Annotated in this window: 19 protein-coding genes and 1 tRNA gene; 9 read left to right on the forward strand and 11 right to left on the reverse strand. The window is 55.4% G+C overall.

Translation table 11 applies throughout. The features are described from left to right. Nucleotides 1-40: 40 nt before the first annotated feature. The 3 genes from GGR95_RS14800 to GGR95_RS14810 are packed head-to-tail and all read left to right on the forward strand — an operon-like array spanning nucleotide 41 to nucleotide 1459. A complete protein-coding gene (locus GGR95_RS14800; RefSeq protein WP_184567212.1) occupies nucleotides 41-772 on the forward strand; it encodes a heme ABC transporter permease in 732 nt (243 codons plus the stop codon). Further along, complete coding sequence (ccmD, locus tag GGR95_RS14805; protein ID WP_425506410.1) at nucleotides 769-933, forward strand: heme exporter protein CcmD; 165 nt, start codon at nucleotides 769-771, stop codon at nucleotides 931-933. The genes GGR95_RS14800 and ccmD overlap by 4 nt, the downstream gene beginning before the upstream one ends. After that, nucleotides 920-1459 carry a DsbE family thiol:disulfide interchange protein gene (locus tag GGR95_RS14810; RefSeq protein ID WP_184567214.1) on the forward strand — a complete coding sequence of 180 codons (540 nt, stop codon included), beginning with the start codon at nucleotides 920-922 and terminating at the stop codon, nucleotides 1457-1459. Before ccmD ends, GGR95_RS14810 begins: the two co-directional genes overlap by 14 nt. An 11-nt stretch (nucleotides 1460-1470) precedes the next feature. Here the strand turns inward: GGR95_RS14810 and GGR95_RS14815 are convergent, their stop codons facing one another. Beyond that, entirely contained in the window at nucleotides 1471-2157 is a 687-nt protein-coding gene (locus tag GGR95_RS14815; RefSeq protein ID WP_184567216.1) for an SDR family NAD(P)-dependent oxidoreductase, read from the reverse strand. Between the two features lie 90 nt (nucleotides 2158-2247). After that, a complete protein-coding gene (gene acnA, locus GGR95_RS14820) occupies nucleotides 2248-5034 on the reverse strand; it encodes an aconitate hydratase AcnA (protein WP_184567218.1) in 2787 nt (928 codons plus the stop codon). Between the two features lie 224 nt (nucleotides 5035-5258). Between acnA and GGR95_RS14825 the strand changes: the two genes are divergently transcribed. Beyond that, nucleotides 5259-5969 carry a DUF1223 domain-containing protein gene (locus tag GGR95_RS14825; RefSeq protein ID WP_184567219.1) on the forward strand — a complete coding sequence of 237 codons (711 nt, stop codon included), beginning with the start codon at nucleotides 5259-5261 and terminating at the stop codon, nucleotides 5967-5969. On the opposite strand, the gene GGR95_RS14830 is transcribed toward GGR95_RS14825, so the two are convergent. The 3 genes from GGR95_RS14830 to purB all read right to left on the reverse strand — a co-directional run bounded on the left by GGR95_RS14830 (nucleotide 5966) and on the right by purB (nucleotide 9474). Continuing rightward, nucleotides 5966-6865 (reverse strand): lysophospholipid acyltransferase family protein, encoded by a 900-nt coding sequence (locus GGR95_RS14830; RefSeq protein ID WP_184567220.1) that lies wholly within the window; start codon nucleotides 6863-6865, stop codon nucleotides 5966-5968. The two genes, GGR95_RS14825 and GGR95_RS14830, sit on opposite strands and share 4 nt — an antisense overlap. Before the next feature lie 67 nt (nucleotides 6866-6932). Beyond that, nucleotides 6933-8000 (reverse strand): flagellar motor switch protein FliG, encoded by a 1068-nt coding sequence (locus tag GGR95_RS14835; RefSeq protein WP_184567221.1) that lies wholly within the window; start codon nucleotides 7998-8000, stop codon nucleotides 6933-6935. A gap of 169 nt (nucleotides 8001-8169) precedes the next feature. Beyond that, nucleotides 8170-9474, reverse strand: a complete 1305-nt coding sequence (gene purB / locus GGR95_RS14840; protein ID WP_184567254.1) for an adenylosuccinate lyase — start codon at nucleotides 9472-9474, stop codon at nucleotides 8170-8172. A gap of 170 nt (nucleotides 9475-9644) precedes the next feature. Between purB and GGR95_RS14845 the strand changes: the two genes are divergently transcribed. Next, nucleotides 9645-10055 (forward strand): DUF6314 family protein, encoded by a 411-nt coding sequence (locus tag GGR95_RS14845; protein WP_184567222.1) that lies wholly within the window; start codon nucleotides 9645-9647, stop codon nucleotides 10053-10055. Between the two features lie 5 nt (nucleotides 10056-10060). Here the strand turns inward: GGR95_RS14845 and GGR95_RS14850 are convergent, their stop codons facing one another. Continuing rightward, nucleotides 10061-11278, reverse strand: coding sequence for a bifunctional alpha/beta hydrolase/OsmC family protein (locus tag GGR95_RS14850; protein WP_184567223.1), 1218 nt, complete (start codon nucleotides 11276-11278; stop codon nucleotides 10061-10063). 163 nt (nucleotides 11279-11441) lie between these two features. Here GGR95_RS14850 and GGR95_RS14855 point away from each other — a divergent pair, with 163 nt between their 5' ends. After that, nucleotides 11442-12596, forward strand: a complete 1155-nt coding sequence (locus GGR95_RS14855) for a trans-sulfuration enzyme family protein (protein WP_184567224.1) — start codon at nucleotides 11442-11444, stop codon at nucleotides 12594-12596. A 67-nt stretch (nucleotides 12597-12663) separates the two neighbouring features. After that, nucleotides 12664-13113, forward strand: a complete 450-nt coding sequence (gene rpiB / locus GGR95_RS14860; protein WP_184567226.1) for a ribose 5-phosphate isomerase B — start codon at nucleotides 12664-12666, stop codon at nucleotides 13111-13113. Between the two features lie 158 nt (nucleotides 13114-13271). Here the strand turns inward: rpiB and GGR95_RS14865 are convergent, their stop codons facing one another. The 5 genes from GGR95_RS14865 to GGR95_RS14885 all read right to left on the reverse strand — a co-directional run bounded on the left by GGR95_RS14865 (nucleotide 13272) and on the right by GGR95_RS14885 (nucleotide 17531). Further along, complete coding sequence (locus GGR95_RS14865; RefSeq protein WP_184567228.1) at nucleotides 13272-13697, reverse strand: glyoxalase superfamily protein; 426 nt, start codon at nucleotides 13695-13697, stop codon at nucleotides 13272-13274. A gap of 216 nt (nucleotides 13698-13913) precedes the next feature. Beyond that, complete coding sequence (locus GGR95_RS14870) at nucleotides 13914-14717, reverse strand: lytic murein transglycosylase (RefSeq protein ID WP_184567230.1); 804 nt, start codon at nucleotides 14715-14717, stop codon at nucleotides 13914-13916. Nucleotides 14718-14902: 185 nt separating this feature from the next. Further along, nucleotides 14903-16309 carry a type I glutamate--ammonia ligase gene (glnA, locus tag GGR95_RS14875; protein WP_184567232.1) on the reverse strand — a complete coding sequence of 469 codons (1407 nt, stop codon included), beginning with the start codon at nucleotides 16307-16309 and terminating at the stop codon, nucleotides 14903-14905. Between the two features lie 43 nt (nucleotides 16310-16352). Continuing rightward, a complete protein-coding gene (locus GGR95_RS14880) occupies nucleotides 16353-16691 on the reverse strand; it encodes a P-II family nitrogen regulator (RefSeq protein ID WP_184567234.1) in 339 nt (112 codons plus the stop codon). A gap of 318 nt (nucleotides 16692-17009) precedes the next feature. Then, on the reverse strand, nucleotides 17010-17531 hold the full coding sequence (locus GGR95_RS14885; protein WP_184567236.1) for a Hint domain-containing protein: 522 nt from the start codon (nucleotides 17529-17531) through the stop codon (nucleotides 17010-17012). Nucleotides 17532-17680: 149 nt separating this feature from the next. Between GGR95_RS14885 and GGR95_RS14890 the strand changes: the two genes are divergently transcribed. Beyond that, nucleotides 17681-17764, forward strand: a tRNA-Leu gene (locus GGR95_RS14890). 91 nt (nucleotides 17765-17855) lie between these two features. Continuing rightward, complete coding sequence (locus GGR95_RS14895) at nucleotides 17856-18296, forward strand: hypothetical protein (RefSeq protein ID WP_184567238.1); 441 nt, start codon at nucleotides 17856-17858, stop codon at nucleotides 18294-18296. The last annotated feature ends 51 nt before the right edge of the window (nucleotides 18297-18347 follow it).

Consider the following 18347-nt stretch of genomic DNA (forward strand, 5'->3'; position numbering starts at 1 on the left):
CCCCATTGAGCCTTCTTGCATGGAGCATTAGAACCCCGACATGTCACTTTGGAAATATGCAAATCCGGTTAAGTTTCTTGCGCTCAGCGCCCGTGTGCAACCCTATGCTTGGGCGGCTGCGGCAATAGGGATTCTCATCGGTCTGGGATGGGGTTTCTTCGCGACCCCTGATGATTTTCGCCAAGGATCAACCATCAAGATCATTTACATCCATGTGCCCGCTGCATGGATTGCGATTAACGCATGGATCATGATGCTGTTCGCCTCGCTGGTCTGGCTGGTGCGCCGTCATCATGTCAGCGCACTTGCCGCAAAGGCAGCTGCGCCAATCGGGCTGGTGATGACCGTGATTGGCCTGATTACCGGCGCTGTCTGGGGCCAACCGATGTGGGGGACATGGTGGGTCTGGGACCCGCGCCTGACATCGTTCCTGATCCTGTTCCTGTTCTATCTGGGTTATATTGCCCTGTGGGAAGCCATTGATGATCCTGACACGGCCGCTGATCTGACCTCGATCTTATGTCTTGTCGGTTCGGTCTTTGCGCTGCTGTCACGTTACGCCGTGCTGTTCTGGAGCCAAGGATTGCACCAAGGGGCGAGTCTGAGCCTCGATAAAGAAGAAAACATATCGGATGTGTTTTGGCAGCCGTTGGTCTTGTCGATTGCGGGGTTCACACTGCTGTTTCTGGCGCTGGTGTTGTACCGCACTGGCACTGAAATCGCATTACGCCGCACCCGTGCGCTGAATGTACGATTGGACAAAAACACATGATGCCAGACCTTGGAAAATACGCCACCGAAGTGCTCAGCGCTTATGGCGTCACATTTATTTTGATCGGGGCACTGCTGGCGATCACTTTGATCCGCGGCGCCAAAGCCCGCGCTGCCCTGCGCCGCGCAGAAGAGGAGACCGCCCGCCATGGCAAAGATTAACCCGTTGATGATTGCTCCGCCGCTGATTTTTGGTGCCTTTGTCGCATTTGCCGTTATTGGCATGTACCGCGAAGATCCCGAAGGCCTGCCCTCGACGCTGATCGGGCAAGTCGCCCCCGGTGTGCCAGAACGCGCGCTGAGCGATTTTCCACAAGCGACAAACGCGATGCTGGCAAGTGGTGAAGTGACGCTGGTGAACTTTTGGGCCAGCTGGTGCCCGCCTTGCCGTGTTGAGCACCCCAAACTGCTGGAGATGGAAGCGGCCGGGATCAACATCGTCGGGATCAATTTCAAAGATACAGCTGCGGCTGCTACAAAATACTTGCGCGATGATGACAACCCGTTTGTGGGCATTGGATTTGATCCGCAAGGCCGCACGGCAATTGACTGGGGTGTGACCGCCCCGCCAGAGACATTTATTCTGGATGCCGATGGCGTGGTGTTGTTCCGCTTTGCGGGGCCGCTGATCGGTAGCGATTATGAGCAACGTTTTGTACCTGCGCTGGACAAGGCGTTAGGGCGTTAAAATCACCACCGCTACAGGCGATAACCGCCAGATGCAGTGATGATTTCACCCGTAATCCAACCCGCAGCCTCCGAGGCAAGGAACCTGACCACAGGCACGATGTCTGCGGGGGTGGCGGCGCGGCCAAGGGCGGTCATGTCTGCAAATTTCTGAACCAGATCAGCGGGGCGGGGGCTCTCTATGCGCTCAAACGCGCCGGGGGCGACGGCGTTTACGCGGATGCCACGTGGCCCCAATTCCCGTGCCATGCCTTTGGTCCAAGTGTTTAACGCGCCTTTGCTGGCAGAGTAACTACTAGCCCCCAAAGCGGGCAGCACGGCATTTACCGAAGAAATATTGACCACAGATGCCCCACGCTCCAGTTGCGGCAAGGCGGCTTGCAACAGTGCCATAGGGGCGGCGGTGTTGACGGCAAAGTTAAGTTCTGGTGCGCCATCATCCATCTCAATCGCACCTGCATTGTTGATGATGGTGTCCAGCCGACCGAAATGGTTGATCATCTGCGTAATGACGTGCGGCGCCGCAGTTGGGTCCGCCAAATCAGCGCAAATTGCGTGGACGTCGGGGTGCTGGGTCAGCAATGCCTCTGGGGCAGAGCGGTGATAGGTCACGGCAACGGCGTGATCTGCGCTAAACGCCTCTGCAATCGCACGGCCAAGGCCACGTGCTCCGCCTGTAATCAGCACCACAGGTTTCATTTGCTCTCTCCTTGTTTCATGCCAGCCTAACGCAAAAAGCCCCCGCTGCAAGTTGCAACAGGGGCTTTGAATTTTCTTCAGGCTGGCGGTTTACTCAGCCGCGATGCCTTTGTTAGCCAGATCGCGCAGCACGTAATGCAGCACGCCGCCATGCTCGACATATTCAATCTCAATTGCCGTATCGATGCGGCATTTGATCATGATGTTTTTCACGTCGCCATTGGCCATAGTGATCACACAAGGCACTTCTTGTAGGGGTTTGATGGTGTCCAAACCGCTGATGCTGACAGTTTCTTCGCCGGTTAGGCTCAGTGATTTGCGCGTATCTCCCTTGGTGAACTCAAACGGGATCACGCCCATACCCACAAGGTTCGAGCGGTGAATACGCTCAAAACTTTCTGCGATCACGGCTTTTACGCCCAGCAATGCGGTGCCTTTGGCCGCCCAATCGCGCGATGATCCTGCGCCGTATTGTTCACCGCCAAAGATCACCAGTGGCGTGCCCGCTGCCTGATGCGCCATTGCCGCATCATAGATCGAGGTCTGTTCCCCATCGGGGCCTTTTGTATAGCCGCCTTCGACACCGTCTAACATCTCGTTCTTGATACGGATGTTGGCGAATGTGCCGCGCATCATGACTTCGTGGTTGCCACGGCGGGACCCGTAGGAATTGAACTCGCGCAGAGGAACTTGATGTTCGATCAGATATTGGCCCGCGGGGGACGTTTCTTTGAACGACCCAGCAGGGCTGATGTGGTCGGTTGTGATCATGTCACCCAGCACGGCCAAAACTTTGGCGCCCTCGATATTGGTGATCACGCCGGGGTCTTTGCTCATCCCTTGGAAATATGGCGGGTTTTGCACATAGGTTGAGGCAGGGGGCCAATCGTAAGTCTTGGCATCTGTGGTCTCAACCGTTTGCCATTTTTCGTCGCCTTTGAAGACATCGGCGTATTTGGTCTGGAACGCCTCACGCGTGACAGTCTGTTCGACCAGTTCGGCGATCTCTTGGGTGGTGGGCCAGATGTCGCGCAAATAGACATCTTTGCCGTTCTGGTCTTGGCCCAGAGGGCTGTTGGCCAGATCAACGTTCATATCCCCCACCAACGCATAGGCAACCACCAGCGGTGGAGAGGCCAGATAGTTGGCGCGCACATCAGGGGAGATACGCCCCTCAAAGTTGCGGTTGCCAGACAGAACAGAAGTCCCGATCAGGTCGTATTCATTGATTGCTTTGCTGATCGCAGGCTCCAGCGGGCCAGAGTTGCCGATACAGGTCGTGCAGCCATAGCCAACAAGGTTGAAGCCGATGGCGTCCAGATCTTCTTGCAGGTTTGCCGCCTCAAGATATGCCGAAACCACCTGCGAGCCGGGGGCGAGGGATGTTTTCACCCATGGTTTTCGGGTCAGGCCCAGTGCACGCGCTTTGCGCGCAACAAGGCCCGCACCGATCATCACATAGGGGTTGGAAGTGTTGGTGCACGAAGTGATCGAAGCAATAACGATGGAACCATCGTGAATTTGGTAATGACCATCTTCGCTCTGTACATAACCCCGATTGTGCTGGCCTTCATCACCGGGAATTTCCTGTGGCTCGGGCTGGCCGCCTTCGCTTTCCCAACGGACCTCGGAACTTTTTGAAGTGTCTTTACCCTCTCGCACGCCTTTGACGTATTTGGCGAACTCTGTATGCGCAGAGGTGAGCGCAATGTAGTCTTGCGGACGTTTCGGGCCGGAAATAGCAGGAACAATTGTCCCCATATCTAGGCTGAGCGTGTCTGTGTAGATCGGCGCGTAATCCGCGTCACGCCACATGCCGTTTTCTTTGGCATAGGCTTCGACCAGCGCAATGCGGTCTTCATCGCGGCCCGTGGTGCGCATGTAGCGCAATGTTTCACCGTCAATCGGGAAGAACCCACAGGTGGCGCCGTATTCGGGGGCCATATTGGCGATGGTTGCACGGTCAGCCAGTGGCAGGTGATCCAGACCGCTGCCATAGAATTCGACAAACTTGCTGACCACCCCTTTAGCGCGCAGCAGCTCAACAACTTTCAGCACCAGATCGGTGCCTGTTGTGCCTTCCATCATGCGGCCCGTCAGCTCAAACCCGACAACCTCGGGGATCAACATTGAAATTGGTTGCCCCAGCATCGCGGCCTCGGCCTCAATCCCGCCAACGCCCCAGCCCAGAACGGCCATGCCATTAACCATAGTTGTGTGGCTGTCTGTACCGACAAGCGTATCAGGGTAGGCGACGTCTTCGCCATGCTGGTCTTGGTCGGACCAAACAGTTTGGGCCAGATATTCAAGGTTCACCTGATGGCAGATGCCTGTGCCGGGGGGGACAACGCGGAAGTTGTTAAAGGCTTTCTGGCCCCATTTCAGGAATGTATAGCGCTCCATGTTGCGTTCGTATTCGCGGTCTACGTTCATCTGGAATGCACGTGGATTGCCGAATTCGTCGATCATGACAGAGTGGTCAATCACCAAATCAACGGGGTTCAGCGGATTGATCTGATCGGCGTCACCGCCCAATGCCACAAGCCCGTCGCGCATGGCCGCCAAATCCACCACGGCGGGAACGCCGGTGAAATCCTGCATCAACACGCGGGCAGGGCGGTAAGCGATTTCACGGGGATTTTGGCCGCCGTTGTTGGCCCATTCACCAAATGCTTTGATGTCATCGACAGTGACTGTTTTGCCATCTTCAAACCGCAGCATGTTTTCCAGCACCACCTTCAAGGCAGCGGGCAATTTCGAAAAATCGCCCAATCCGGCGGCCTGCGCGGCGGGGATTGAATAATATGCGATGGATTGATTTCCAGCAGTCAGCTTTTTGCGGGCTTTGGCTGTATCTTGACCGACGATGATTGTCATGTGTGGCTCCGTGAATGAGGTTGGCTACAGGTCTAACTTGGTTTTAAGATGGGGTGATATCAAAAGAAATCAACCCGAAATCTAATATTTGTATACCATTGTATACCGTAAATTGGATGATTCTGCTACGGTTACTTATTACAATATCTCTCTCGAAACCTTGATTGGTTATTTCAGGCGGCCACCGCTAATGTGGAGGCAACTGTACAGTTGATTGGAATCACATGTCCCGCGTAACCCACATGCTGACTGCCGGCCTTTTGGGTGTTGTCACCACTTTGGCCGCCCCCGCCATGGCCGAGCAGCGCCCTGTGGTGGTTGAGCTTTATACTTCTCAGGGCTGCGCAAGCTGCCCGCCTGCGGATGAGATTTTTGGAGAGTTGGCCGATATTGATGATGTGATCGCCATCGCCTTACATGTGGATTATTGGGATTATATCGGCTGGGAAGATGAGTTCAGTGATGCAGCCTATACCGATCGGCAGCGCGCTTATGCTGCCAAGGCGGGGCGGCGTTCGATCTATACGCCCGAGATGGTTGTGAATGGTGTAACTGATATTGTCGGTGCTAAACCGATGGACCTATCCAAAGCGATTGCCATGTATAAAAGCGCGGCAGTGCGTATGACGTTGGACGCACGGCGCGACGGGGATGTTTTGAGCATCAAAGGCACGGTGCCTACAGGGAATAGGGCACCTATGGAAATCCATGTGTTGCACGTGACACCAACACAGACCAGCAAGATCACCCGAGGCGAAAATAGATCTAAAACCATCGAATATACCAATATTGCGCATAACTGGCAGGTGGCTGGGACATGGGACGGGCAAACCCCGCTCAACATGTCGATGACTGTATCGGGTGATGATCCGATTGTTGTTCTGGTGCAGGAAACTGGCCCAGGCGCGATTGTTGCTGCTGCGCGTTTAGACTAGATTTTGGGCCGCCAACGGCGGTGTACCCAGAACCATTGTGTCGGATCGGCGTTGATCCGTGCGGCCAAACTGTCACTGAGTGCTTGGGTCATCTCGCTGGGATTACTATGAGATATTGGTGCTTCCAAAACGGTCTCAAAGCCGAGCCCGTCGGGTTGGCGAATGCCGTAAAACGGGATGAGCAGGGCGTCATAGCGCAGCGCAAGTTCTGCTGCGGAGGTGGCCGTATTGGCGGGGTGGCCTAAAAATTCGAACTCGGGTGCGCCAATGACGTGTTGGTCAAACAGCAGCACCAATTGTCCACCTTCTTTGAGGTGGCGAACAAAGCCCGCCGTGCCGCGCCGCCCTTGCGCAAAAACGGGGCCACCAAAGGCCTCCATCGTTTTTACGTAATGGGCGTTGAAATAGGGGTTCTTCATATCACGGTATAGCCCGCCGATATTCAGCCCCCGCGCTACCAAAGCAGCGCGTGTGGCCTCATAATTTCCGTAATGACCACTGACCAGTATGATTGGCTTGCCTTCCGCCATCGCGGCTTCCAAGGCGGGCAGGCCGTCACCCGTTAACTGGTTGCTGGCCATCCGTTCAGGGAAATCTTTAGCAGAGTAATTTTCAATGAAGCTGCGACCCACATTATTGAGGCACTGCTTTGCAATTTCCGCCCGCTCAGGGGCGGGCATCTCGGGCCAGATATACGCCAGATTTCTCAAAGCACGCCGCCGATAGCCTGCCAAGGGGCCAATGACCCGCTCTACCATTGCTCCCATCAGCCGAACCCGAAGCGCGTAAGGGAGAAGCAGAAGCAGTCGTATCAGGCTGTGGATCACCAAATTGCTGAGGTAATGCCCCCAGTCGCGGGCTGGGTCGGAATTTTTTGGGGAGGGAACTGCGGACATAAAGGCCTGAAGTAGTTGCGTGGGTTTCACACATACCCATTGTGGCCTGATCCAACAAGGGCTGGTGTCAGGCATCTTCTTCCTCCAACTCTTCCTCAATCAATTCCAAATCGCCACGCGTTTGCATGTCACGGATCACAGCAACCACCGCGCTCATGGCATCGTCCACGTCAGCGGGTTTGATTTTGCCGGCCTCTGCGATGTCTTCGCGTAACTGGTCGGCCATGCGACCGGACATATTTTCAAGGATAAAATCACGCGCCTCTGCGAATCCTGCGGCCTCCGCACCTGCCATTGCTTTGAGCAAGGCACCAGCATCGACTTCGCGCAGAACACGCGGGATATCGCGGGGGGCGATGCGGCCGGGGATATTGGCAAAGGTAAAGATGGCCTTGCGTACCAAGTTGGCCAGATCCAGATCGCTTTCTTCCAAACCGGTTAAGACATCATCACGAGTAGGGGTCGAAGATGAATTCAGAATCGCACCCAACCTATCCGCAGCAGCCGTATCAAAGGCGGGAATTTTACGTTGATCCAGTTGCGCCACCAAGGAGAAGCCGATGCGGTCAACGGCCTCGGGTGTTACATCGCTGGTTAAGGATACGGCATAAGTAATCTTCCGCGCTTGGGGGCCGGAGAGGCGCCCCAGAAGGGCGGCGGCCAAAGGTATGGGGAGCTTGGACAGCAAAACAGCAGCGACTTCGGTGCTTTCACGTTCAATTATGGTCTGTAATTCTTCGGCAGGAAGGGTGCGCAGGCGTTTCCACGGATCACCCGCCGCGCGCGCACCTGCTTCTTTGCGTAGCCGTGCAGCAGTTTCTCGGCTGATCCGCCCTTCCAAAGCGTCCAAAGCACCGACAATGCCACCCGGGAAAGATAGACCAATTGCTTCTACAGCTTCGGTAAACTCTTCTACAACCGCAGCCAGCGTGACACGGTCAACCACACGCATATCGCCCATTTGATGGGTCAGTTGGGCCTGTAATTCTGGCGGCAGTTCTTCTAGCGCGATGTCTGCGCCTTCATTGATCAACAGGCGTACAACAATCGCGGCCTTGGCACGTTGGGTGAGCAGGGGCAGGCGGGACCTGCGCCTTGTGCTAAAGGTTTCGGGTGAGGCGGGAGGCGTTGTCATCTGATTCATCTGGGCCACTCTCAAAAACAGGGTTGAGAGAGGTATCACAGGAAATAGTAAAAAGGACCTGAAAGGGCGGCAAAGATTATGCGAATGCACCTTGCGGAACGAAAAACGGCGCGATCCCTTTGGGGGACCGCGCCGAAAACTCATTTATTCTTCGTAAGGTTTAGTCGCCAAATACGCGTTTGAAAATCGTATCGACATGTTTGGTATGATAGCCCATGTCGAACTTTTCTTCGATCTCCTCAACGCTGAGCGCGGCGAGAACTTCTTCATCGGCCAACAGCTCGGTCTTGAAATCGCTGCCGTGATCCCAGACTTTCATCGCGTTGCGCTGGACCAGTTTATAGCTGTCTTCACGGCTGACGCCTGCTTGGGTCAGGGCCAGAAGCACCCGTTGAGACATCACAAGGCCGCTGAATTTATTCATGTTGGCCAACATGTTGTCGGGATAGATCAGCATTTTGTCGATCACACCTGTCAGGCGGTGAAGGGCAAAGTCCAATGTGATGGTGGTGTCGGGACCAATCGCACGCTCAACACTGGAGTGAGAGATGTCGCGCTCGTGCCACAGGGTCACGTTTTCCATCGCAGGGATCACAGCCATGCGGATGGTCCGCGCCAGACCGGTCAGGTTTTCTGTCAGCACAGGGTTCTTTTTATGCGGCATCGCCGAGGAGCCTTTTTGCCCCGCCGAGAAGAATTCAGCACCTTCCAGCACTTCGGTGCGCTGCATGTGGCGCACTTCGGTTGCGACGTTTTCAATGGAGCTGGCGATGACGCCAAGGCAGGCAAAGAACGCGGCGTGGCGATCACGTGGGATAACCTGCGTGCTGATCGGCTCTGGCGTGAGGCCCAGCTTTTCGCAGACATGCTCTTCTACACGTGGATCAATGTTGGCGAATGTACCAACAGCGCCAGAAATTGCGCCCGTTGCGATTTCGTCGCGGGCTGTTTTCAGGCGTGTCAGGTTGCGGTCCATTTCGGCGTAGAAACGCGCAAATGTCAGGCCCATTGTTGTGGGTTCGGCGTGGATGCCGTGGCTACGGCCTACACGCACGGTGTCTTTATGCTCAAGCGCACGGCGTTTCAGGGCGGCCAGCAGCAGGTCCATATCGGTAATCAGAATATCTGCAGCGCGGGTCAGTTGCACGTTAAAGCAAGTGTCCAACACGTCCGAGCTGGTCATGCCTTGGTGGACAAAGCGCGCTTCGTCACTGCCGACATGTTCGGCCAGATGGGTGAGGAAGGCGATGACGTCATGCTTGGTGACGGCTTCGATCTCGTCAATGCGGGCCACGTCGAATTCAACGTCTTTGGCTTGCCAAACGGCATCCGCATTTGCGCGGGGGATCACACCGATATCGGCCATGGCATCACAGGCGTGTGCCTCGATCTCGTACCAGATGCGGAATTTCGTTTCGGGTGACCAGATGGCAACCATATCGGGACGGGAATAGCGGGGGATCATCGGCAGACCTTTTTGTGGCTTACAAGGGACACGCAGCGCATAGCCCGACAACGGCCCAAGAACAAGGCTGGACGCGGCCTTGTCCATGCAAATGCCCCTTTTACAGGGTTGCACGGTGGTTTGTGCTTCTGATTTATGAGGGCAAAGTGAAACCGCAGGCAGGCCACCGGATGAACAACACCCCCACGCCCAAAGAATTGAGCGACTTTGCCGGCCACTGGCGGTTTACGCGCGATGTGTTGCACGGGGATGGTAGCAGCATGCAGGTTACGGGTGTGGCGCAGTTCGAGTGGCAAGGCGATGATCTAGCTTATCTTGAGCGCGGAGAGATGCAATTGCCGTCAGGGCCACCGCTGCGGACCGAGCGGCGGTATCTGTGGCAGCGCGGTATGCAGGTCCATTTCGCAGATGGGCGATTTTTCCACAGCGTGCCGCCCTTGGGCGGGAAGGCGGCCCATTGGTGCGCTCCAGATGATTATCGTGTGTCCTATGATTTCGAGCTATGGCCGCTGTGGCGCAGCGTCTGGCAAGTTCATGGCCCTGCCAAAGACTATGTGATGACGACCACGTTTACGCGCTGAAAGGGCTACGGCTTCAGCCGCGTATTCACATGGGAGGTCCGTTCCAGCGTGCGGTGTACGGGGCAACGGTCGGCGATCTCTAGCAGGCGCGCGCGGTGTTCCTCAAGCAGGTCGTCGCCTGTCAGCGTGATCACACGGTTGAAGGCATCGATTTTTTCGCCGGTGCCCATGGCAGCATCCTGAGCGTGGACTTTCTCATGGCAGACCTCAACACTGACATGATCCAGTGGCCAGCCTTTGCGCCGTGCGTACATGCGTATCGTCATAGAGGTACACGCCCCCAGACTGGCAGATAGGAAACCATAAGGCGACATGCCCATGTTTGTGCCCCCATAGGCCAGCGGTTCATCAGCGCGCAGATGCATGTGACTGCCAGATGTAATGTCTTGCAAAAAACCGTCCGGATCGGCCTCAGACACGCGCACAATTCCTTCGGGGGTTGCAATCGGGGGCGCGGGTAGGGGGCGCTCTATATACCGTGCGCCCCATGCGGCGATGACGCTGGCGGCATATTCTGCATCCTCGGGGCGGCTGATCAGATGGTCTGCATCATCCAACGAGACATAGCTTTTGGGGTGTTTGGCTGCCATGAAGATTTGCGCAGCGCTGTCCACGCTTACCACTTGGTCCAAGGGGGCATGCAGAACCAGCAAGGCGGTTTTGAGGTTGGATAGTATGTCACCCAAAACGCCATTGCCTGTATCCTCAATAAAGGATTTCCCGATGGTGATGGGCCGTCCACCCAGTTGCACCTGCGCCGCGCCGTCACGTGTGATTTCGGGCAGGGCGTCTTGGAAGTGATGCACCACATGGGCAGGATCAAAAGGAGCGCCGATGGTGGCGACAGCTTTGATCCCTGATAGCAGGCTGGCAGCTTTGATGACCGCGGCACCGCCCAGCGAATGGCCGATCAGCAGGCTAGGGGGCATGCCCTGCTGCGTGGCCCATGTCGCAGCGGCAATCAGATCATCGACATTGGTGGAAAACGATGTGTTGGCGAACTCACCCTCGGAATGGCCAAGTCCTGTAAAATCAAAACGCAGAACCGCAATGCCCATCGCTGCCAGATGGGCAGCGATGCGGCGGGCGGCGGGGATGTCTTTGCCACAGGTAAAGCAATGCGCAAACAGTGCGGTCGCCAAATGAGGGCCATTGGGCATATCCAGCCGCGCCTCGAGCTGCGATCCGTCATGGCCGGGAAAGGTGATACGCTGCACAGGCATCTGATTGTCTCCTTGATGTCAGGTAAAGGTGGCGCAGGAGAGGCCGAGCTTCAAGGGGCTGTCACAGCGCTCACGCGGGTGTGACGGAATGTTTGCACTGCTCGCGTGCAAGGCATAACAGTCGGGAAAGAAAACGTCTTTGATCACAGCGGAGCCTGAATTCATGTCCTCAAAATTTAGTGATACCCTACTTCCTGCAACAATCGCGGCACAGGCGGGGGGGCTTCTGGATGATGGCACGGGCGGGGTTGTACCGCCGATTCACCCTGCCACGACGTTTGTGCGCGATGAAAATTATGTGCCGGCTGTCGATGGAAACGTCTATTCGCGCAGTCACGCACCGAACGGCCGAATGGCCGAAGGGGTGTTGGCCAAGCTGGAAGGTGCGGCAGATGCGATGGTGTTTCCATCGGGCATGGCAGCCGTGGCAGCCGTGTTCCGCACATTGCCCGCAGGGGCGACTGCACTGATCCAGAGCCAGATTTATTGGGGCACAACCGCATGGATCAGAGATTTTTGCACCCGCCGCGACATTACCCTGATTGAGGTCGAAGCCGCTGATACGCAAGCCTTTGCACAGGCCTGCACCACCCATAAGCCCGCGCTTGCGTTGATTGAGACACCCTCCAACCCTTGGTTGCGCATTGTGGATATCACCGCTTGTGCCGATGCTGTGCATGGCGTTGGGGGGCTGCTGGTTGCTGATATGACGACATCCACACCCGTGTTGACACGGGGGCTGGCCTTTGGCGCAGATATTGCGATGCATTCGGCGACCAAAGCGTTGAACGGGCATTCCGATGTGCTGGCGGGGGCGCTGGCTGTGGCCGATGCGGATAGTGCGATCTGGAAAGCAATCCGTCTGGACCGTGATACGGCGGGCGCAGTTCTGGGGCCGTTTGAGGCGTGGCTGTTGTTGCGCGGGATGCGCACCTTGCCGCTGCGGGTGGAGCGGATGTCCCAGAACGCGCAAAAACTGGCGGAATATCTCAGCGATCATCCTGCTGTGGAAACAGTACTTTATCCCGGTCTGCCGACCCACACGGGGCACGCATTGGCCTGCGCCCAGATGAAAGGCGGCTTTGGACCGTTGCTATCATTTGTTGTCAAAGGTGGCGCACCTGCGGCGTTGATGGCGGCGGGGCGTTTGCAATTGTTCCACCGTGCAACATCGCTGGGCGGGGTAGAAAGCCTTGTCGAGCACCGCCATACGATTGAGCCACATACGGGCATCCCTGAAGGGTTGCTGCGCGTGTCAGTCGGCATTGAAGATGCAGGCGATCTGATTGATGATCTGGCACAAGCGCTGGGCCAGTGAACCTGATCTGAAACCCCGATCTCATGCGGCCAAGCCGCTAAACTTTACCCAAGCGAGACTTATTCAAATGACCGACAAAAAACGCATCGTCATCTCAAGCGACCACGCTGATATTCAGCTGCGCAAGGACATCGCCGCCCATGTTGCTGCATTGGGCTATGAGGCTGTGGACATCGGCCCGATGACATCCGAGAGCACGGATTACCCGAAGCACGGCCAAGCGGCGGCTGAGCGTGTGGCGTCGGGGGATTGCCAGCTTGGCATTCTGGTATGCGGCACGGGCCAAGGCATCATGATGGCGGCGAATAAAGTGGAGGGCATCCGCTGTGGCGTTTGCGCTGATACGTTTTCGGCCAAAATGATCCGCCAGCACAATGATGCAAACATGATGTCCATGGGCGCACGGGTGATTGGGGCAGGGGTTGCGATGGAAATCGTTGAAGCCTTCCTAAGCGCGGAATTCGAAGGCGGACGTCATGCCACGCGGGTGGATATGATTGAGCCGTCAAAAGCGTAAGATCGGCAGTTCCGTAGGTATGGACGCAGTTGTGCAGATGCTATTTCATCAGAGATGCATGGTGCTGCCAGCCTCGTTCGCTTGCCCCTTGTTGCCATGCACGTCTGGCAAGCTAAACGCGCTCGGTAGCTTATTACCGAGCGCGCGATTGTTGTCGGTCACGCAGCGGCCAGCACCATATGTGGCTGACCGTCTGAAGTCTTTTGTGGGGAAATACCCTGCGGTGTCACAGTGGTATTCACCTGACGGCGCAGCGAACTAAACAGTTCGGAGGTCACCACATCAACAGGGTCATCAAAGCGCACGGTCAGGGACCAATGGCCCGATGTTGCCAATGACGCGGCCTTAATCATACCCATAAATTTATGGCCTAGATACCGCCCCGACACCCGTTGACCGGGGTGCCATTGCACGGTTTGTTGATCGGCCTTGGCCGCTAGCGTGTTCCAGTCACGCATGCCCCATTGGTGGGCCAGTGTTTCCAGCGCCGCCGCATGTGTCATGTCTGTGCCTTTTGCACTCATTTCCATACGCAGGCGTTTGGCCTGCGCTTTGAGGTCTTCGCGAGAAGGAATTTGTGTCATGTCCATCACTCCAATTACGCATGTCAGAGGTGTCCGCGTTGCCTGTGAACCACGTATAGGTGTGGTTTAGGACAGAAATAATTGAACAGGGCTTCACCAAATTGCGGACGGCAGGGGCCTGACCCTTGATCTGGAAATAGGAGGAGTGTGGGCACAAAACAAGACCCCGACACCTTGCGGTGCGGGGCCTGTGGTATTTGTGCTGTTCAAGGCGGTTTAGCCGTCGATTTTAGCGCCCATGATCGCAATCGCTTGCTGGTAAACTGTGGCGGCGTTCCACTGTTTGATCACTTTAAAGTTAGGTTGCCCTTGCTGATATCCCTGACCGGGCTTCCAGCCTTTTTTGCGCAAGAAGTTGGCAGTGGAGGCCATTGCATCTGTCTGGTTGTACAGATCAACACGGCCATCACCATTGCCGTCTACACCATAGCGCAGCGCATTGCCGGGCAGGAATTGGGTATGGCCCAATTCGCCATGCTTCGCGCCTTTGGTGTTTGAGGTGATCGACCCGCGGTCCACCAGCATCAGCGCGCCGATGGCGTGAGGCGTAAAGAAATCCGAGCGGCGGCAATCATAGGCAAGTGTGGTGATGGCTGAAACCACACGGCTGCTGCCCATGAAACCACCGAATCCTGTTTCCATGCCGTGGATCGCCAGCAAAACACCCGCAGGGACGCCGTATTGCTTTTCCAGCGCGTTATAGAGGCCTGCGTTCTGGCCTTTGCGTTTGCGGCCCTGGCTGATGATGGTGTTGGCACCGCGCACCTGCATGAATTTATCCAGCGAGTATTTGAAGGATTTCTGGTTGCGGTCCGCGGCAATGGTGTCGTTAGCGTAGCTGGCATTTGCCAGTGCTTCCAGTCCGCGTTGCTTGACGCCAGCCTTTTTGGCCTCGGCTGCAAATGCGGTTTTCCAAGCGTTGAAGCCGCCTGAATTGTTGCCGCATTGCGCGGCAAAGGCAGGGGCGGCCAGCGCAACTGTAAGCGCGAGTGAAACCGAAATGGACTTGAGTGAACGCATAAAAATGTACCTTTGATAAGCTGAGTTGCACATAGAATAGCCAACCTTTGAAGGGTTGCAAAGCTTTCTCGTCACGGAGTGCAATCGCCCGCTTGGGAGGCAATGCAAGGCGCATCGCGCTGGGGCCGTCACCAATAAAAAAGGGCGCCCCGAAGGACGCCCTGATTACTGTCAGTCTTTCTGCCTTAGCAGCTATAGTACATGCCGAACTCAACAGGGTGAGGTGTGTGCTCGTACTTGTGAACTTCGTCCATCTTCAGATCGACATAGCCTTGGATCTGGTCTTTGGTGAACACGTCACCAGCCAACAGATAGTCCATATCTTTTTGCAGCTCGTCCAGCGCTTCGCGCAGGCTGCCGCAAACAGTTGGGATGCCAGCCAGCTCTTCTGCGGGCAGGTCATAGAGGTTTTTGTCCATGGCTTCGCCCGGATCAATCTTGTTTTTGATGCCGTCGAGGCCAGCCATCAACAGAGCCGAGAAGCACAGGTAGGGGTTTGCTGCCGGATCAGGGAAGCGCGCCTCTACGCGTTTTGCTTTGGGGGATTCTGTCCATGGAATACGTACACAACCCGAGCGGTTACGTGCGGAATAGGCGCGCAGAACGGGGGCTTCAAAGCCCGGGATCAAGCGCTTGTAGCTGTTTGTGGTCGGGTTGGTGAAGGCATTCAACGATTTCGCGTGCGTCAGGATGCCGCCGATGAAATACAGCGCTTCTTGTGACAGATCGGCGTATTTGTCGCCTGAAAACAATGGTTTGCCATCTTTCCAGATGGACATGTTTACGTGCATGCCTGACCCGTTGTCGCCGTAGATTGGCTTGGGCATGAAGGTCGCAGATTTGCCGTATGCATGCGCGACGTTATGAACAACGTATTTGTATTTCTGGATTTCGTCAGCTTGCTTGGTCAGTGTGCCGAACAGCAGGCCCAGCTCGTGTTGGCAAGACGCCACTTCGTGGTGGTGCTTGTCAACTTTCATACCCAGACGCTTCATGGTTGAGAGCATCTCAGCGCGCAGGTCTTGGGCTTCGTCAACGGGGTTTACAGGGAAGTAACCACCTTTGAGGCCAGGACGGTGGCCTGTGTTGCCCATTTCATAGTCGGTATCTGTGTTCCACGAACCGTCAGACGCATCAACTTCGTAGGATACTTTGTTGATCGAGTTAGAGTATTTGACGTTGTCAAAGAGGAAGAATTCCGCTTCTGGGCCAAAGTAGGCTGTATCGCCGATACCGGAAGACTTCAGGTAGGCTTCTGCTTTTTCGGCTGTGCCACGAGGATCGCGCTCATAGCTTTCGCCCGTGTCAGGCTCTGCAACGGAGCAGTGAATGCAGATGGTTTTTTCTGCATAGAAGGGATCAATGTAGGCCGTGGACGCATCGGGCATCAACTTCATGTCGGATGCTTCGATGGATTTCCAACCGGCAATGGATGAACCGTCAAACATAAAGCCTTCTTCAAGGAAGTCTTCGTCAACCAGATCATTCACGATTGTGACGTGCTGCAACGTGCCGCGTGTGTCGGTGAAGCGGATATCGACGTATTCGATGTCCTCATCTTTGATTAGCTTCAACAGGTCTTTGTTGTTCATGGCGATGTCCTTTTACTTTTGGTCTAGTCGCAAGTGATTGGTGTTACAGAGCGTCCGAACCGGTCTCACCGGTACGAATGCGTATTGTTTGCTCAATAGGGGAGACAAAGATTTTACCATCCCCGATTTTCTCAGTTTTAGCAGCGTTCACAATGGCCTCGATGGCGGCGTCAACTTGATCGTCGTCCAGCACGATTTCGATTTTAACTTTCGGCAGGAAGTCCACAACATATTCGGCGCCACGATACAGCTCGGTATGGCCTTTTTGACGGCCAAATCCCTTTACCTCGATCACAGACAGGCCTTGCACGCCGACATCCTGAAGAGCTTCCTTCACTTCGTCGAGCTTGAATGGCTTGATGATTGCTTCGATCTTTTTCACCGTCGTGCCTCCCTGTGGCTAAGTTCAGGGAAAGACATTTCATCATCGTCGGGATGAATCCAGATGTGGGTTTGAAAACGCAGGTGAACGGGCGGCAATTTGCCATTTGTGCATAATAATCTGGCTTAGTGATTAAAATATAATCAGAAGTGAATCGCGATTGTCGCGTTGGGAGATAGGCGTAATCATTTCGAGATCAGAACGGGTTTGGGGCAGGGAGTGTAACTGCTCGACCTCTTGATCGATAGGAAATGTCGTTACGCAACGCCAAAGGCTCCGGATAAACCGGAGCCTTGCGGTTAAACAAGAGGGGTAGAATCAGGCCGCGTGAAGGACCTGTCCGCGCGCGCGCGCGCCGTCGGCGGTGCTGACCTCAAGACCGTCTGCATAGATGATATGCGGGCCGTCACAGAATATCTGCACAAGTGTTTGTTCTTGCATGCCCAGATCGCGGATGAATTCACCGTCGACCAATGTACGGGCAGCCACCAGCGCGCGGTCTGCGCTGAACAAGGCTTTTGCGCGCCAGTCGCGTATCAGGCACATTTGATCACCTGCCAGAGTGGCGTCCCGCTCAGGGCGGGTGTGACCCAGTGAACCTGCTGCCAAAGCGATGGTATGCACCATACGTTTTGTCCGCTGGATATGCTGGATGCGGGCGATGCCGCTGTCGCGTGTAATGATTTTATCACCGACACTTACGAATTCGACGGGCATTTCCCCATCAAGTGTCAGTAGCATGGTGCCTTGCAGCAACCCGATATCACGGGATGCGTAAGGCGCGTATTGGCCCGTTGGTGAAGTATCTTCACGAACGCGCCCGACCGTATTCGGTTTCATGGGCGTCTCTCTTGTTATTTAACCTGCCTCAGGTTGTACGAACATTATGACAATAAAATGTTTATGCCGCGAGCTTTTTATGTCTCGCCTCTTCGAGTGTTGTTTGTTAGTGACGCATTACTGAACGGTTCGTTACTGATTCAGTATGTGCGGGTGTGGCGGAATTGGTAGACGCACCAGATTTAGGTTCTGGCGCCTATGGCGTGGGGGTTCGAGTCCCTTCACCCGCACCACAACTTCGGTTGTAGAACTATATTTCATTAGCTAACGAGCACTTGCGTTGTTGTTCAGGACACTTTCTGGGACATAAGCGAGACACTACCAATGACGATGAGATTAAAGTATATCGACGAGCTAAGCGGAGGCCGTAAAAGATTCCGCAGACGGTGGCCCAAGGATGTAGCCGAGATTAGAGGCGAAACATTCTTCCAAGAGCCGCTCAAAGCCATGACAGATGCTGATCTGGTGGCTGAACACACAGCACTCCTAAAAGAATTTGAAGCTGTTGTAGCTACCCACAGGCACACTCTTGAAGAGCGTGAGCAAACATCTCCAAGAGTTCTCTGGCATGAAGCACAGAAAGAAGCTGAAAGGCTGCTTGAAGGTTCCTATGGCGGGGAAGAAGTGGTCAGACAAGTATTGGCTGAAGACCTTGCCCAGCGCCAAGCTGACCCGCTGCTTTACAAGGCGGTCATTCAACCCGATGCACCCACACCCGAATACTGGACCTGTCACGCTTTAGTGCCGCCCCAAGTGCTCGTTTAAGCCACCTTTCGTTCGAAGGCGACAGGGCTTTTCCAGCCCAGTGCTGAGTGG

The organism is Sulfitobacter undariae, assembly GCF_014196805.1.
Classification (GTDB): domain Bacteria; phylum Pseudomonadota; class Alphaproteobacteria; order Rhodobacterales; family Rhodobacteraceae; genus Sulfitobacter; species Sulfitobacter undariae.

Excerpts from the sequence above, each read along its gene's own strand:
- GGR95_RS14885 (WP_184567236.1), bottom strand. The coding sequence starts at position 17,531 with ATGAAACCGAATACGGTCGGGCGCGTTCGTGAAGATACTTCACCAACG.
- GGR95_RS14815 (WP_184567216.1), bottom strand. The coding sequence starts at position 2,157 with ATGAAACCTGTGGTGCTGATTACAGGCGGAGCACGTGGCCTTGGCCGT.
- purB (WP_184567254.1), bottom strand. The coding sequence starts at position 9,474 with ATGATCCCCCGCTATTCCCGTCCCGATATGGTTGCCATCTGGTCACCC.
- GGR95_RS14845 (WP_184567222.1), top strand. The coding sequence starts at position 9,645 with ATGAACAACACCCCCACGCCCAAAGAATTGAGCGACTTTGCCGGCCAC.
- GGR95_RS14800 (WP_184567212.1), top strand. The coding sequence starts at position 41 with ATGTCACTTTGGAAATATGCAAATCCGGTTAAGTTTCTTGCGCTCAGC.
- GGR95_RS14810 (WP_184567214.1), top strand. The coding sequence starts at position 920 with ATGGCAAAGATTAACCCGTTGATGATTGCTCCGCCGCTGATTTTTGGT.
- rpiB (WP_184567226.1), top strand. The coding sequence starts at position 12,664 with ATGACCGACAAAAAACGCATCGTCATCTCAAGCGACCACGCTGATATT.
- acnA (WP_184567218.1), bottom strand. The coding sequence starts at position 5,034 with ATGACAATCATCGTCGGTCAAGATACAGCCAAAGCCCGCAAAAAGCTG.
- ccmD (WP_425506410.1), top strand. The coding sequence starts at position 769 with ATGATGCCAGACCTTGGAAAATACGCCACCGAAGTGCTCAGCGCTTAT.
- glnA (WP_184567232.1), bottom strand. The coding sequence starts at position 16,309 with ATGAACAACAAAGACCTGTTGAAGCTAATCAAAGATGAGGACATCGAA.
- GGR95_RS14850 (WP_184567223.1), bottom strand. The coding sequence starts at position 11,278 with ATGCCTGTGCAGCGTATCACCTTTCCCGGCCATGACGGATCGCAGCTC.
- GGR95_RS14855 (WP_184567224.1), top strand. The coding sequence starts at position 11,442 with ATGTCCTCAAAATTTAGTGATACCCTACTTCCTGCAACAATCGCGGCA.
- GGR95_RS14865 (WP_184567228.1), bottom strand. The coding sequence starts at position 13,697 with ATGACACAAATTCCTTCTCGCGAAGACCTCAAAGCGCAGGCCAAACGC.
- GGR95_RS14835 (WP_184567221.1), bottom strand. The coding sequence starts at position 8,000 with ATGACAACGCCTCCCGCCTCACCCGAAACCTTTAGCACAAGGCGCAGG.
- GGR95_RS14895 (WP_184567238.1), top strand. The coding sequence starts at position 17,856 with ATGACGATGAGATTAAAGTATATCGACGAGCTAAGCGGAGGCCGTAAA.
- GGR95_RS14830 (WP_184567220.1), bottom strand. The coding sequence starts at position 6,865 with ATGTCCGCAGTTCCCTCCCCAAAAAATTCCGACCCAGCCCGCGACTGG.
- GGR95_RS14870 (WP_184567230.1), bottom strand. The coding sequence starts at position 14,717 with ATGCGTTCACTCAAGTCCATTTCGGTTTCACTCGCGCTTACAGTTGCG.
- GGR95_RS14825 (WP_184567219.1), top strand. The coding sequence starts at position 5,259 with ATGTCCCGCGTAACCCACATGCTGACTGCCGGCCTTTTGGGTGTTGTC.